Below are 15,074 nucleotides of genomic sequence, written 5' to 3'. Positions count from 1 at the left end.
CTAGAATATTTCGTAACATTTAATTTTAAACTCGCTATCATTCACGCTAGAACCCCAATCTCATTTATATATACTCAAATAAAAGAACACGGCTTAGTGTTTCGTTGCGCATTTTTGAATGCTGGTAAATACAAAGCGTTAGCAAAGCCTCTAAAAGGAAGAATTGATGAAATATTTATGGATAGTGCTTGCTGCAGGCGGACTGATGTCAGGCTGTAGCCTTGAGAATAAAACGGAAAGCGTTCAACGAGAATTAGACAAGACGGCTCCATTAGTTATGTTAAATAAAAATGTAAATGCACCAGTAGCGAAAAAGGTGCCTTACGAAATGTCGGCGCATGGGGTTACCAGAAACGATAATTATTATTGGATGCGCGACGATTCACGCACCGATAAAGAGATATTGGCGCACTTAGAGCAGGAGAACAGCTACGTAGAAACAGTACTAGCTCCGCTTAAAGAGACCCGAGAGGCACTTTATGAAGAGCTGGTTTCTCGTATAGAGAAAGACGACTCGACAGTACCTGTGTTTGATAACGGCTACTGGTACTACACCCGCTATTCAGGAGAGAACGAGTATCCTGTTTATCTAAGAAAATCTTCTCTTGATGCTGAACCGCAAGTGTTGCTTGATGCGAATGTTATGTCTGAAGGGCATGATTATTTCAGCATTGGTAGTTACGCGGTTAGCAGTAATAATACGCTAATGGCGTACTCAGAAGACACGCTTAGTCGTCGAATTTATACCGTATACGTAAAAAACCTGGATAGCGGCGAACAGCTAAATGATGTACTAGAGGGTACATCAGGCAGTGCGATATGGGCAAACGACAATGAACATTTATTCTATGTGAAAAAAGACCCACAAACCCTTTTAGGCTATCAAGTGTATCGCCATAAGTTGGGTACGTCACAGGAAGATGATGTATTAGTTTACGAAGAAAGCGACCCAACGTTTTATACTTACATAAGTAAAAGCAAAGACGACAGCGTCATTTATATTCACCACTCTAACACAGACAAAACTGGCGTGACCTTGATTGATGCAGATAACCCCACGTCTGATTCAGAAGTTTTCTTACCTATTAAAGACGGTCAGGAATATAGCGTAGCAAAAGCAAGTGACGGTTATTACGTTCTTACCAACATTGATGCAAAAAACTTCAAAGTAATGAAGGCACCATTAGATGCAACAAGTGAGGTGTCGAAATGGAAAGAAGTAGTCCCACATCGTCCAGAGGTATTTCTTCAAAGTATTGAAGTGATGAAAAATCACCTAGTAGTAAAAGAGAAAGAAAACGGTATGCTGCGCATGGTTGTGCATAACCTTGTTTCAAATGAAGAAAAGGTTATACCAACTCAAGACCCTATTTATGGAGCGTACTTTAATGCTAACCCTGAAATGGACACTAACAAGCTTAGAATTTATTACAGCTCGTTGACTACGCCAGGCTCTATCATAGACATCAACCTTGATACGCTTGAAACTGAAGTGATGAAGCAAACCCGTGTATCTGAGACCTTCGACTCATCCGCTTACGCATCAGAGCGAGTGATGATTGAAGCGAGAGATGGTGCACAAGTTCCGGTTTCTTTAGTTTATCGCAAAGATAAATTTAAGAAAGACGGCACTAATCCCCTATATCAATATGCTTATGGTTCGTATGGCGCAACTATTGACCCGACGTTTAGAAGCAGTTGGCTTTCACTCATAGACAGAGGTTTTGTTGTTGCTATTGCACACATTCGCGGGGGCCAAATGCTAGGGCGTGAATGGTATGAGAGCGGCAAAATGCACCAGAAAATGAATACATTTACTGATTTTATCGATGTATCAAAAGGCTTGGTTGCTGAGCAGTACGCTGATGAAGATCGCGTATTCGCGATGGGTGGCAGCGCAGGTGGCTTGCTTATGGGCGCAGTTGTAAATATGGCTCCAGAACTTTACGAGGGGGTAAGTGCTCACGTGCCGTTTGTTGATGTGGTGACCACTATGAGTGATGAGACTATTCCATTGACCACAGGTGAATATACCGAATGGGGTAACCCAGCAAATAAAGATGAGTTTGACTATATGTTGTCTTACTCGCCTTACGATCAAATAGAAGCTAAAGATTATCCGCACATGCTAGTGACCACAGGGTTGCATGATTCGCAAGTGCAATACTTTGAGCCTATGAAGTGGGTAGCGAAACTTAGAGAGTATAAAACAGATGATAACTTGCTTTTATTTAAAACCGACATGGAAGCAGGGCACGGTGGCGCGTCAGGACGCTTTAAGCGTTTTGAATCAACGGCCCTAGAATATGCCTTTGTTTTGCATCTTGCAGGTGTACCACTTTAATTCGATGCTAAGATTTTGAATTTAGCCTTTGATTATAAGCCCGAAAAAGTTGCCACTTTTCGGGCTTTTTAAATTTTTTGTGTTTTTAGTATGCGGATTCTAATTGTTAAGCGTACAGTTTAAGTATGGTGTTGAAACACACTCAAATTGAGCATTCATAGGAGCTGAACATGACTACTACTGACACAATTAAAGGCAAAATTAACGAAGCCGAAGAAATGGCACGTAAAATTTGGTTAGCAGGCCTAGGCGCTTATGGTAAGAGCGTTGAAGAGGCGCAAGGGCGTTACGAGAAACTAAGCGAAGAAGCGAACAAAATGTTCGACGAACTAGTTACTAAAGGCGAAACGCTAGAAGACGATGCTAAGAGCAAATTTAAGTCGACCACTAACGATGTAGAAAATCGCGTGGCTGACGTTCGCAAAAAGCTGGGTCTTGATTCTGAGCCTGCAGATCAACGTATCGAAGAGCTTTCAGCTAAAATCGATGCCCTAACTGAAGCTGTTGCTAAACTGGCGGCAAGCAAATAAAGCGATAGTCTTTATCGGGTGCCGCTTGCGGTACCCAATACACAGTTTTTGATGACTCCTTCGCTTGAGAAGGGGCATACAGAAATTGAAATTGAGTGGCAATGAAAGCCGGACGTTCAATCTTAAATTAAGCTCTTATACAAAGCTTTGAAAATAAGTTCTGACACTAAGCTTTGAATAGCTCTTACATTGCCATGCTTACTAAATCTCCATATCGGAGGCGTTATGAGCAACAAAAATATTCCTAACCCGGAAGCTGTGCCTGTTGTCGAAACAGACTCAACCTCGTTAAACGGCACCACTGTTTCACCTCTTAAATCGTCACCCTTGTTTGGATGGCTTTTCGCGGGTTCAGACTTATTATCTGCAAAGTTGGACCAAGCTGCGGGTGTGGTTAGCCAGAGAATCGACGATACTCACGAAACTATTAATGCCATGCAAGTTAAAGGGCTTGAAGTGGAAAGTGAACTTAGGCGTACACTTAATCCATTTGCTTTCGTCGATACTGCACAAAAATTGGTGACATCAACGCCACTATTTTCAGCATTATCAGGTGGTCAAAAACGTCAAAAGAAAGAACAGCAGCTTGAAATGTTGAGTGCAAAAGTAGATTTGCTCGTCGAGCAAGTAGCCCTTTTAGCTGCAAAAGAAGCGGCTAAAAAAGCCGAAGCGACAAGTACTGCAAGCAAGGCTACTGCCACTAAAAGAGCAGCATCTAAAAGTGCCTCAGCTGAGTCGACCACGACTTCATCAACTACTACGGGCACTCGCAAATCGAGTACAGCAAAAACAGCCACTACAACAGTTACTTCATTGTCTAGTTCGACTAAAAAGGCCGCTACTGGAACAGCTAACAAGCGAACTGGGGCAAAGTCGACGACAGCTAAGAGTGCCGCGCGTAAGACAACAGCTAGTACTAAAGCGACACCGGCCAAAAACACGGCTAAAAGTACATCTAGTTCGTCTGAAAGCACTAAGAACGACGACTAAAAACGTTCAATAAAGATAGTTATTGGTAGTTGCGCCAAATAAATACGCGTATATTTGGCGCTGCTTCGTATAGGCACACTTCAGGTTATCTTTCTGTCTGAGCTCAAAGATAATTATTGAACGAAACTAGAGCTTACTATTACCCGCTAAATATTCTTCGCCCACAAATTCTGGTGTTTTTTAAAGCCGAAAAAGTCATAGGGTTCCCAGAAGCTCGGCACTAAATCGTCAAGGGCATCGGGCGTAAAGTTGTTCGACAGCTGGCTCATGATCTCGCCCAATCTGTCTTGACCCACCCGCATTAACTTTTTCCTGTTCGCAGGGAAGTACAGGTTTCTGCCTTTGGGAATAATTTCTTGCGCACCGCTGGTGATGTATTTTTGGCTCCTTGTTACTACTTTGCATAAAGGCTCTGCGGGGTTCGCGGGGTTCAGCCCAATCACTATGGCGCATTCATATTGGTCTTTCTCTTGGCCCTTTTCATTCACAGGAATATAAGTAACACCAAAACCTTGCGGGAAGTAGCCAACCAGCTCAACAAAGTCCTGTGCTAATTGTTTATTTAGGCCACCTTTCTTCGCAAGTTGTTCAATGAGCATATACCCCTTGGGTAAGCTCATTCGTGAGTAGTCTGACTTGGTTGAAAGCACAATGGAAACGTAAATTTGAGGGATCTTTACAATCTCGCCCAAACCGGTTTTTGACACAAAGGCGTCTTTAACCAAACTCAGCAAAAATTCATTAGCGTCTTTGTGAGTTTGATTGAAACGGTCTCTTTCTTCTTTGTTGTTACCTACGTAGTTGGGCTGCCCTAAACCATCAGATAAGTAACGTAACGTGAAGTGATAGTTTAGCTTCAGCAGGTCTTTTCGCTGCGATTCGTCTAATAAACGAAACTCATCTAAGTCGCCGTTTTCACCTTTTAATATGGTTTGCGCAGCAGGACTTTGTAAACCAATATCTTGCAGAAGGGCGGCGGTGATAAGAGGGCGACCTAACTCAGTTTTCCATTTGTCTCGCCAATAGCGGTTTCCGCGAAAGCGAGAGGCGGCTTCGCGATACTTTGATAAATATCTGTGGGCAATAGTATCGTGCTCTAACAATCTATCGACTAAACGCAACGTTAAAACAGCCTTGTAGAGAGGTTTGAAGCGCATGTGTACCTTGGCAAAGTTGCCTTCAGGCCCTCGGGTGAGCAACATTAGTGTTCCAAGCAACTTGGCGCTTAGCTGTTGTGTTTCCTGCCAGTTGTCGCCTTCACAGAGTTCAATTATTTTAGTGCTTACTGCGTCCAAACGCTCTAATCTCGCTAAGCGCTCTTCTTCAAGTTTTTCTGAGCTATTGTGTATTTGTTGGGCAAGCTGTTCAGCTAATAGTTCTTTCTTTTTACTACCTTCAATTCGTTTAAGCTGTGCTTTTAATTCTTCAATATGCTGCTCAAGAGAAGGAGTGAGGGAAAAGTAATGACTGGCATCCTCAAAAACCGAACCGTAGCCCGAGTCTTTAGGATAAATCATGTTGATAAGCTGCTTTACTTGCTGCGTGTAAATACTGTCGGGGTTTTGGCTTTGTGCGCTCACCGTCGTCCTTTCAAATGATGCTGCGAATTACCTATGTATTGTGTCGGGTAATCCAGGTCAGGTCAGCGCTGCACTAGGTTACTTAACCTCATGTCCGAGCTCTACTGCCTCACGTTTTCTCAATTGACCTAAATGATACCGTAAATTTTCACTGATTTTGGTATTTCTTTTAATAACATGTAGTTGCGGCCATGATGCCCGTTCCCCGCTCACAATTAATTGGCTAATGCTTTCGCGGGTTGGATTAGACAATACTTGGGATAAATTCCTTATTTGGCGCTTGGGTAAAATATTGATATTGCCAACGTACTGCTGATCAATAATAGAACGAACTTTGTGAATTGCTAGCTTGGCGCTCTTATTTCCTGTCAAACGTTCAATGATATCAATAGCGAAAATACTATTGGTTTTCGCAAGTTGTCCAATGTGACGGGCCGACATATCCCATAGCGAGTTAGGATCGATGCGGTTTGATGAAATGAACGGCACCGCCAAAGGGTTTGTTTGGCTTACAATACTATGGTTCACGCCATATAACCGAGCCAAGCGCTCGAAGGGGAGATCTGCCATTATCGAACCGTCGGCAAAACGTCGGTTAGGTATGTAGGGGACAATCTCTCCAGCTGGGGTTTTCGCTCTTAGCTGCACTGGGCTAAAAATAACAGGTACAGCACATGATGCACGTACCGCTTGGGTAATAATTGCATTGGGCGATGTTTTGGCATTTAAAAGTCGAGAATGCTGATGCAAGTCAGCGGGGGACACGGTGACAGTTATGTGGCGCCCTGTTTTTTTAAAAGCCTCTTCGAAGGTAGTAAGATCGAATAGTTCAATCAGCGCGTTTTCAAGCACTGAGCTATCAAATAGTCCTTTCTTTCCAAGACCGGCAAAGCTCCGCCAATGTTTAAAAGTCTCATAAATAAAGTCGGCGCTGAGTGCTTCTAATAATTGATCGTGTGTTCGCGTGCCCAACATGGCTGCGATGATTGACCCTGCACTCGAGCCAGACACTACTGTAGGCAGTAAGTTTTTTTCGTTTAACGACTTAACCACGCCCGCGTGGAAAAAGCCTAAGCCAGCGCCGCCTGAAAGCATGAGGCAACTACGGCCGAAGGCATGGGCGGTTTCATCAAAAAACGATAGCTTTTCATAGAAGTCTACGTCTTGTTCATCGGCGTTATAGATCTGTTCTAGCGCCAATATCACTTCATCAATAAATTGTTCAATAAGGTATTTAGTGCCAATTTTGCACTGGCTAAGCAGTATAGGGTTGGCGATATTACCTAAATTGCCGTGCAGTCCCTCGTGCAGTATGGACATCAGCGCGTGTAAATCGCCTCTGCTTCTAGCAAGCTGTAGGCGTTGAACACGCTTTCGGATAAGCTTGTAGTCATAGTCATCGCTGGCATCTTCTGCTTTCCACTCGTCAGCGCCAGACAGCGCATCGTGTGCTAGGCATGCGGCCTCATATTCATCGTAACTGCTTGCATGCTCTATCTCATGTTCAAGCTTTTTTAACCGCAAATCGAATACTGCCATAACGATAACCTATTTAAGTTGATGAGCGCTGCTGCCTTTCTTGTATGACAAGCGAACAAGCGCGGGTAACACCAGCAAAAGGATAAATACGTATTTTGGACGCTGTTTACTAAGTGGCGAATTTCTCGACATTTGCTGGAAAGCATGTGGTAAGCCTCTGCGCAATAACAGCTGTCTATACGCTAACCTGAGTTTATTGTGTAAATTTAGAATCCACTACCTAAACCCTTCTACTAAATCAACCGCTTGGTGCTTTTAGCGTGTTACTCAAGGCGGTATCTTTTAATTGTTAGGCTTTCAGAAGGTTGTTTTCAATCAACAATTAGCAGTAATTTTGTTTTTTACATTGACCATTTCATAAGCACTCAGTAGCCTGAGAGAGAAAATAATAATGTGGATCTCTTTTTTGTAGTATGGAATGGAATTTTCAAACGCTAAGCCTGCTATCAATCCCTTTAATTAGTGCCATTGTCGGGTGGCTGACTAACTATTTGGCGGTAAAAATGATGTTTTACCCCATAGAGTTCGTTGGCATTAAACCTTTCTTTGGGTGGCAGGGGCTTATTCCCGCGAAGCGCCGCCAAATGGCAGAGATTGAGGTTGAACTAGTTTTAGGTAAATTACTGAGTGTTGAAGAATTAGCCCAGCGCTTAGATGCAGATGAATTAACGAAGGCTATTGAGCGCCGCTTAGGGCAAGTTATACGCAAAGTTGTCAATGACGTAATGGCCGAATCAGCGCCTCAACTTTGGGCAGCTTTGCCTGTGCAAGGTAAAAATTTAGTTTACCAACGCATTGAAAACGACATCCCTAATGTGGTCCACAAAATGGTGGACGACTTCCAGCACAATGTTTCAGAAATTCTAGATATAAAAGAGCTGGTGGTAGAGCAGCTGGTTAATGCACCTGAGCTCGTTAATGAAATTTTTTTAACGGCAGGCAGCAAGGAGTTTCCGTTCATAGTGCGCTCTGGCTTTTACTTCGGTTTCCTATTCGGCTTACCGACCATGTTGCTTTGGTATTTCTACCAAGCATGGTGGATTCTACCGTTAGGTGGACTGCTTGTGGGCTATGCCACCAACTGGATTGCCATCAAGATAATTTTCGAACCCAAACGCCCGAGAAAACTGGGGCCTATTACTATTCAAGGTATGTTTTTAAAACGCCAAAAAGAAGTGTCTGAAGTCTATTCAAACATTATTGAAGAAAAACTTATAACACCTAAAAACATCACCCATATAATCTTGCATGGTTCAGGCTCAGCCCAGCTTTTGGAGCTCATTGAGCTTCATGTCAACGATGCTATTGAACGCTATGTGGCTATCGCGCAACCTTATTTCGCGTTAGGTGTTGGGTCAGAAAATTATCATAAAATGAAGGCACTAGCGGTACGTCAAATCTTTGATAATTCAGATAAATACTTACTTTATGCCTTTGATTATGCCAACAATGCGATGCAGATAGGGCACGATTTGAGTGAACGCATGCAGGCGCTGAGTGTTGAAGAATTCGAAGGGGTGTTGCGCCCAGCTTATCAGCAGGATGAGTGGAAACTCATCGTAACAGGCGCTATTTTGGGTATGGTAGCTGGTGTTGCCCAACTTTATCTGGTGTTTATGTAAGGTGTTCCATAAGTAAAAACTAACGCACAGGGTTGGTAAGGGGTCGGATTAAATTATGAAAACCGCGCAGAAAATACTACTCACCGCGCTAACATTATTTAATGAGCACGGCGAAAACACGGTAACCAGTGTGGATATCGCCGTCGAGATGGATATTAGTCCGGGAAACCTTTATTACCACTTTAAAGGTAAAGACAGCCTCGTTAGTGCGCTGATGAAAATGCATGAACAACAAATGCAGAAGATACTCAATCGAGAAAAACTCGATACACTTCATCCTGAAGAAATTATGTATTATCTGTATTTGCTTATAGATAGTATTCATGTATTTCGCTTTTTCTACCGTAGCCCAGCCGACCTAGCAGAAAAGTATCCCAGTATAGTGCGCCCTAGACAGCACATATTATCTAGCTTAAATAAACAATTAGCGTTTCTTTTTGAATCATTATCAAAGCGCGACATTCTTATTGCCTCAAAGGCAGACAGGGCACTTATGGTGGATTTAATGTCTTTGATCATCACACAGTCTTGTCAATTTGATGAATTAAACAGTCATATGGATAGTACGATGCAGCGTTATCATGCTTTGTCACTAATGATGGTAAGCGTTTTGCCAAGGTTGGCGCTTTCCGATGAACAAAAGCACCAGCTAGAACAGATGCTCTTCTCTCATGACTTTGTGAGAAATGCCTCAACCCCGTCACCACTCGACTTCGCGTAAAGCAACATAAAGGAATAGTAATGGCAAAAACGCTCAGTTTCTTAGATAAGTCATTTTGGATAACCGAGTCAGACGAGAATCCAAAACATGTAGCTTGTTTGCAGCTACTTGCCATACCTAAAGGGGCGAATAGTACCGAATACGTGCCCCAGTTATTCCAAGAAATAAGAAGCTATGCCCGTGCTACTTCTCCGTTCAACTGTGCGGTAAAAACGGTATTGGGTTACCCGGTGGGGTTTGCGCCGGTGAAAAAGCTCAACATGGATTACCACGTTCAAATTCATCGCGTAGCTGACGTTACAAACCGCGAAGCGCTAGATGCATTTGTAGCAAGACTACATGCTTCGCGGTTAGATCCCGACAAGCCCCTTTGGCAATATCATTTTATTTTTGATGATAACAGCGAGACATTCGCCATTTATGCTCGTGTCCATCATATGTATGGTGATGGTGCGACACTGGTACGCTGGTTTCAGGCTGGGTACGTTTCCAACTCTCACGAAACAGAGTTTACGCCAGTATGGGCAGTGAAACGGCTTCGTCATAAGGGCAGAGAGCCCGTGAGTTTTTACAAACGTTTGGTGGGCGTGGGTTACGCGCTTAAAACCGCGCTCGATTTGCTTATTATCTTTATTCGCATATTCATGAAAGCGCTGCGAGTAAACCCACACTATATGCCTATTCCTTTCACTGGTACGAAAACAGTGCTGACTGGTCAAGTAAAAGCAGGTAGGGCTGTGGCCACTATGGACTTAGACTTTAAGCGGGTGAAAGCGCTAGCAAGGCGCACGCGTTCTACCGCAAATGAGGTGTTGTTATGCGCCTTTGATATCGGTGTGCATAAGTTACTACAAGACCATGGCCAGGTATTTAAAAAAGCCTTATTCACCAATATGCCGATTAATTTGCGCAAACCCGGTGAGAAAACCACTGGTAATAAAATAGCTATTGTGCCGGTGGAGTTAGCACATGGCGAAAACGACCCCTATCTTAGGTTGCGCCAGATTGTGGTGAACCATCGTATTGTTAAAAATGCAGCGCAGCATGCGCGCCCTGCGGCATTTAGTGGCTATACCATTGCAATTCAATCTCTTGCACTGGTCTTCGAATGGTTAAAGCTATCTAGCGTAGTTAAACCCATTGCAAATATTCTTATTTCAAACGTACCTGGCCCCAAAGATACAAGGTATCTAAAAGACGCGGAGTTATTGGCCTGCTACCCCATTTCTACCATGACGCCTGGGGGCGGAGTAAATATTACGCTTATGACCTACGCGGGCACTGCAAATGTGGGCTTGGTGTGCTGCAATAAGAACATTGAATCGTTACAACCGTTAGCGCGCTACGTCAAAGAAGCGTTCGATATGCTAGAAGCGAGCGTGGACGATCCAAGGCTAAACATCGACGATATTGGAGAGCAGGTGGATACCGTGCCTGTCTCTATTGTGTCAGATCACTAGCATGCGTAACTTGCAGACTAAGTGCTATTCGATGAGATAGAAGCGCAGTACGTTGTCTTCTACACGTACGTTTTGACCTAGTTTCGAGAAGAGCACTTCGCGCCAGTGGTCACCACGCATAGTATGGCTTAGGTCTTCTTGGTTAATTTGTTTTTTAATAGCGTCGTTAATATGGGGAATGTGGTATTCCAATACTGCTTGTTTCGAGCCCGTTAAATAGACCTGTAAATAGTCTGCTGCAATATCAGATGTCCCGGCGCTAAAAATCGATAGTGCCGACTTCAATGAGCCGCCAAGCAGAGTGTTTACACTTTTAGGAAAGAATCGCGAAACCAAAAACTGTGTGTCTTTAATCAACGCGTAATCATCGTTAACTAAACTGACACTATCAGTGGAAAGGCCGGTTAAGTAAAGCGTGCTCATATTTTTGTCGTAGTGAGGCGATGCTGACACAGTAAACACCACGTGAGCACGGTAAATGGTGGTAGAAGCTACCACAATATTAAGTGCCGTAAGGCACTGAAGAACAATACGGTTGTTTGCATTATCTAATGCAATGTTGCCTTCAAGCACGGTCACAGTGCCACTTCCCATAGGGATGTTGAAGGTGAAGGTGTAAGGAAAGCTATCGTTGATAAGGTCTTGGAGCTCAGCTTTGGTAAAGTCGTCGTGCGTTAGCTTTCCCCATTTCACAAGCCATTGTGCCAGGTACACTTTGCATTTGTCTTTCAAGGATAAGTTATTGGTCAAGGTGTATTCTTAGCCTAATTTTGCTAGGCAGTGGCTTGTTGCTAGATTGTCTAACGTAATGCATATACAGATACAACAGTTAAGTTATCAGGATTATTAGATTTTTTAAATCTTACAATTTAATTCTTTTATTGATGAAACATTGTTTGCTAATCTGGTCGTACCACAACGTTTTATTAACATTTAAAAGTCTTGCCCTCAAGGAGTTGGCGAAATGAGCGAAGTACTTAGCAAATACGATTACATTATTGTAGGCGGCGGTTCTGCGGGCGCGGTGCTTGCCACCCGTTTATCAGAAAACCCCGCATTAGATATTTTGCTATTGGAAGCTGGCTCAAAGGATACCAACCCACTTATCCATATTCCTTTTGGTTTATCTTTGCTCAGCAGGTTTGAGGGTATCGGCTGGGGTTATCACACAGCACCTCAAAAAGAAATGTATGACAGAGAGCTGTTCTGGCCTCGCGGTAAAACCTTGGGCGGCAGCAGTTCAGTCAACGCCATGTGCTATATTCGAGGGCAAAAAGAAGACTATGACCGCTGGGCTAATGAAGAAGGGGCCGAGGGCTGGTCATTTGAAGATGTACTGCCTTATTTCAAACGCTCTGAGAACTTTGAAGAAGGGGCTGATGAATACCACGGCACAGGTGGCCCGCTAAATGTTAGCAAGCTTAGGCATACAAGCGTACTGTCCGATGCTTTTGTGAACTCTGCGTCGATTGCCGGCTATCAACAGCTCGACGACTTTAACCGAGACGATAGGGAAGGGCTTGGTTACTACCATGTTACACAAGTCAACGGCCAGCGCTGCTCAACAGCAAAAGGGTACTTAACGCAGGCAAAGCACCGCAACAACTTAACTGTTCTTACGAGAGTCGCTGCTGAAAAGGTGTTATTAAAAGAAGGGCGTGCTATAGGGGTTCAAGTACGTGAAAAAGGGGTAGTAAACCGCTATTTCGCTAAAAGCGAAGTGATTCTTTGCGGCGGCGCAATTAATTCACCTCAACTTCTAATGCTTTCGGGTATTGGACCCAGAGCAGAACTAGAAGAAAAGGGGATTTTTGTACAGCAAGACTTGCCAGGTGTGGGCCAAAACCTACAAGATCACCTAGATGCCATCGTGCAATATACCTGTAAAGCCAGAGAAGGTTATGCCGTGGCATTCGGAGCGCTGCCTTCTTACGTTAAAGCCACCGCAGACTACGCGTTTAAGCGCAAAGGTATTCTTTCTTCAAATATCGCTGAAGCCGGTGGTTTTGTTAGTTCAAGCTTAGCGACACAGGGCCCTGATATTCAATTCCACTTTTTACCTGCAATTTTAAACGATCACGGAAGACAGCTGGCCTTTGGTTACGGTTATGGCCTGCACGTATGTTGTCTATATCCTAAAAGCCGCGGCACTATTTCGCTTCAAAGTAACCATCCTGCCGATCAAGCGCTTATTGACCCGAATTACTTATCCGCAGAGGAAGACCAGCAAGTCATGATTGAAGGCGTGCGCATTGCCCGTAAGCTGCTATCTGCACCAGACTTCGACAAGTTCCAAGGCAGTGAACTATATCCTGGGGAAGAAGCACAAACAGATGAAGAAATACTAGAGTTTTTACGTGAGCGCGCTGAAACCATCTATCACCCGATTGGTACCTGCAAAATGGGCAGTGATGACGATGAGATGGCAGTGGTTGATACTCAGTTGCGGGTAAGAGGCATAGCAGGTCTTAGAGTGGTAGATGCTTCGGTGATGCCAAGCTTAATCGGTGGCAATACCAATGCGCCCACCGTTATGATTGCCGAACGTGCTGCTGAGTTTATTAAAGCGACGCACGAAGGTCAGCCAGTATCTTTGGCTAAAGCAGAATCGGCATAATTAAAAAGGTGCTAAGAGCGAGCCCTCGTCTCGCTCTGGCAATTCATCCGCTCTAAGTATTCATCTGCTTTTGCATAAATAAATCCGCTGCACAATCACACATTTCGTCGATATGACTGCTGTCAGCGTATATTCCGTCAATAAGTAAACGCGCAATACCGTGTAACGTACCCCATGTCACCTGTGCTAGTCTCAGCGCATCCTGATTGTTCGGAAGTAGCCCTTTATCCTGCCAATAACGCGTCATCGTCACTTGAAACTGAAAGCAAGGAAATGCAACATCTTTCAAATCGTTAGTCGCCGCTTGATTTTGCCAAATAGTGCGACCAAACATCAATTCATACATCTCGGGGTTGTCGGCCGCGTAGCCAATGTATTCGTGCACAAACTCACGAAAGCGCGCTTTTGGCGTTTTGTCTTCTTGTTCGAAGATTCGTTTTGCTGCGCTATGCCAGTCGCTAAAGCCTTTCGCCGCGATAGCACTTAACAAAGCACTTTTATCTTTAAAGTGATGATACGGCGCAGTACGTGAAACCCCGGCATCTTCTGCCAGCTTTCTCAGCGAAAGACTATCAACGCCATGCTCCGACAAACGCGCTGTTGCTGCCTCTATAAGGGCACTGCGTAAATCGCCGTGATGGTAGCTTTGTACTGCATTAGCCATAAATCCAATGTTTCCATTTTCAAAATTGAGACGAATAGATAACGTTTTATCTTGACAGTGTCAACATAGCCTTTTATCTTGACGCTGTCTAGTTTGCAAATTTGTTAACAGGAACAGCCCAAGGAGACAGCGCAAACCATGAAGTACTCTACATTAGAAGTAAAACAAGAGGGCCATATCGCCCACGTAGTACTTAATCGCCCTGAAGCGATGAACAGCATGATCCCAGAGTTCTGGACCGAGCTACCGGCAGCCATTCGTGAAATAGATGATGAAGCCAAAGCACGGGTAATCGTTATTTCATCTACAGGTAAGCATTTCTCTGCCGGTATGGATTTATCGGTGTTCCTGAATATGAAAGAAGACTTTAAGGGCGACCCATCGCGGAGAGCTGAGCGTATGCGCCGTATGGTGATGTTGCTTCAAGATAGCTTTACTGCCATAGAGCAGGCACGTATGCCGGTTATTGGTGCCGTGCAAGGCGGGGCAATTGGTGGTGCAGTAGATTTACTTAGTGCATGTGACATGCGCTATTGCACACAAGATGCTTTTTTCACTATCAAAGAAACCCAATTAGGCATGACGGCGGACGTCGGCACGCTTCAGCGCCTGCCAAAGCTTATTCCCATTGGCATAGTGAAAGAGTTGGCGTATACCGGTCGCAATTTTGGTGCTGCAGAAGCGCAGCAACTTGGTTTTGTGAATCAGGTATTTGACGACCAGGAATTAATGCTAGAAGCGGTGATGAAAATAGCGCAGCAGATTGCAATGAATTCGCCGCTAGCGGTTTCAGGCACTAAGACTATGATTAATTACTCGGTAGAACACACGGTGGCAGAAAGCTTGACCTATATGGCCACATGGCAAGCGGGCATGTTCCAAATGGAAGATGTGTTTAAAGCCATGGAAGCACAAAAATCCAAAACGCTGCCGGAATACCCGCCTTTACACCCAGCGATTAAAAAAATGAATTCGTAAGTTAATGTAATTAATTGAATTGTAAAGCG

Annotated in this window: 12 protein-coding genes; 8 read left to right on the top strand and 4 right to left on the bottom strand. The window is 44.0% G+C overall.

Annotation, left to right across the window (positions count from 1 at the left end; genetic code table 11):
- Positions 1-166 precede the first annotated feature (166 nt).
- The 3 genes from ACXAFM_RS02120 to ACXAFM_RS02110 all read left to right on the top strand — a co-directional run bounded on the left by ACXAFM_RS02120 (position 167) and on the right by ACXAFM_RS02110 (position 3,864).
- Positions 167-2,344 carry a S9 family peptidase gene (locus tag ACXAFM_RS02120; protein WP_474826474.1) on the top strand — a complete coding sequence of 726 codons (2,178 nt, stop codon included), beginning with the start codon at positions 167-169 and terminating at the stop codon, positions 2,342-2,344.
- Between the two features lie 170 nt (positions 2,345-2,514).
- Positions 2,515-2,874 carry a phasin-related domain-containing protein gene (locus ACXAFM_RS02115; protein ID WP_025255732.1) on the top strand — a complete coding sequence of 120 codons (360 nt, stop codon included), beginning with the start codon at positions 2,515-2,517 and terminating at the stop codon, positions 2,872-2,874.
- Between the two features lie 225 nt (positions 2,875-3,099).
- On the top strand, positions 3,100-3,864 hold the full coding sequence (locus ACXAFM_RS02110; RefSeq protein WP_474826471.1) for a hypothetical protein: 765 nt from the start codon (positions 3,100-3,102) through the stop codon (positions 3,862-3,864).
- 146 nt (positions 3,865-4,010) lie between these two features.
- On the opposite strand, the gene ACXAFM_RS02105 is transcribed toward ACXAFM_RS02110, so the two are convergent.
- Together ACXAFM_RS02105 and ACXAFM_RS02100 are read right to left on the bottom strand one after the other, a co-directional pair.
- Entirely contained in the window at positions 4,011-5,444 is a 1,434-nt protein-coding gene (locus ACXAFM_RS02105; RefSeq protein ID WP_474826469.1) for a hypothetical protein, read from the bottom strand.
- Between the two features lie 78 nt (positions 5,445-5,522).
- Entirely contained in the window at positions 5,523-6,983 is a 1,461-nt protein-coding gene (locus ACXAFM_RS02100) for a DUF3336 domain-containing protein (RefSeq protein WP_474826467.1), read from the bottom strand.
- A 413-nt stretch (positions 6,984-7,396) separates the two neighbouring features.
- Between ACXAFM_RS02100 and ACXAFM_RS02095 the strand changes: the two genes are divergently transcribed.
- The 3 genes from ACXAFM_RS02095 to ACXAFM_RS02085 are packed head-to-tail and all read left to right on the top strand — an operon-like array spanning position 7,397 to position 10,786.
- Positions 7,397-8,605, top strand: a complete 1,209-nt coding sequence (locus tag ACXAFM_RS02095; protein ID WP_474826465.1) for a DUF445 domain-containing protein — start codon at positions 7,397-7,399, stop codon at positions 8,603-8,605.
- A 55-nt stretch (positions 8,606-8,660) separates the two neighbouring features.
- The gene (locus ACXAFM_RS02090) at positions 8,661-9,326 is read left to right on the top strand and encodes a TetR/AcrR family transcriptional regulator (RefSeq protein WP_474826463.1); all 666 of its coding nucleotides are present in this window, start codon (positions 8,661-8,663) and stop codon (positions 9,324-9,326) included.
- 20 nt (positions 9,327-9,346) lie between these two features.
- The gene (locus tag ACXAFM_RS02085; protein ID WP_474826461.1) at positions 9,347-10,786 is read left to right on the top strand and encodes a wax ester/triacylglycerol synthase domain-containing protein; all 1,440 of its coding nucleotides are present in this window, start codon (positions 9,347-9,349) and stop codon (positions 10,784-10,786) included.
- Between the two features lie 24 nt (positions 10,787-10,810).
- Here the strand turns inward: ACXAFM_RS02085 and ACXAFM_RS02080 are convergent, their stop codons facing one another.
- Positions 10,811-11,536 (bottom strand): DUF1439 domain-containing protein, encoded by a 726-nt coding sequence (locus ACXAFM_RS02080; protein ID WP_474826459.1) that lies wholly within the window; start codon positions 11,534-11,536, stop codon positions 10,811-10,813.
- A gap of 214 nt (positions 11,537-11,750) precedes the next feature.
- Here ACXAFM_RS02080 and ACXAFM_RS02075 point away from each other — a divergent pair, with 214 nt between their 5' ends.
- Positions 11,751-13,403 (top strand): GMC family oxidoreductase, encoded by a 1,653-nt coding sequence (locus ACXAFM_RS02075; RefSeq protein WP_474826457.1) that lies wholly within the window; start codon positions 11,751-11,753, stop codon positions 13,401-13,403.
- 52 nt (positions 13,404-13,455) lie between these two features.
- Here ACXAFM_RS02075 and ACXAFM_RS02070 read toward each other — a convergent pair whose 3' ends face one another.
- On the bottom strand, positions 13,456-14,067 hold the full coding sequence (locus ACXAFM_RS02070; protein WP_474826455.1) for a TetR/AcrR family transcriptional regulator: 612 nt from the start codon (positions 14,065-14,067) through the stop codon (positions 13,456-13,458).
- Between the two features lie 138 nt (positions 14,068-14,205).
- On the opposite strand from ACXAFM_RS02070, the gene ACXAFM_RS02065 reads away from it, so the two are divergent.
- Complete coding sequence (locus ACXAFM_RS02065; RefSeq protein ID WP_474826453.1) at positions 14,206-15,045, top strand: crotonase/enoyl-CoA hydratase family protein; 840 nt, start codon at positions 14,206-14,208, stop codon at positions 15,043-15,045.
- Positions 15,046-15,074: the final 29 nt, after the last annotated feature.

The organism is Alteromonas sp. ABD4_190, assembly GCF_056160105.1.
This window is presented reverse-complemented; position numbering and strand designations above follow the sequence as displayed.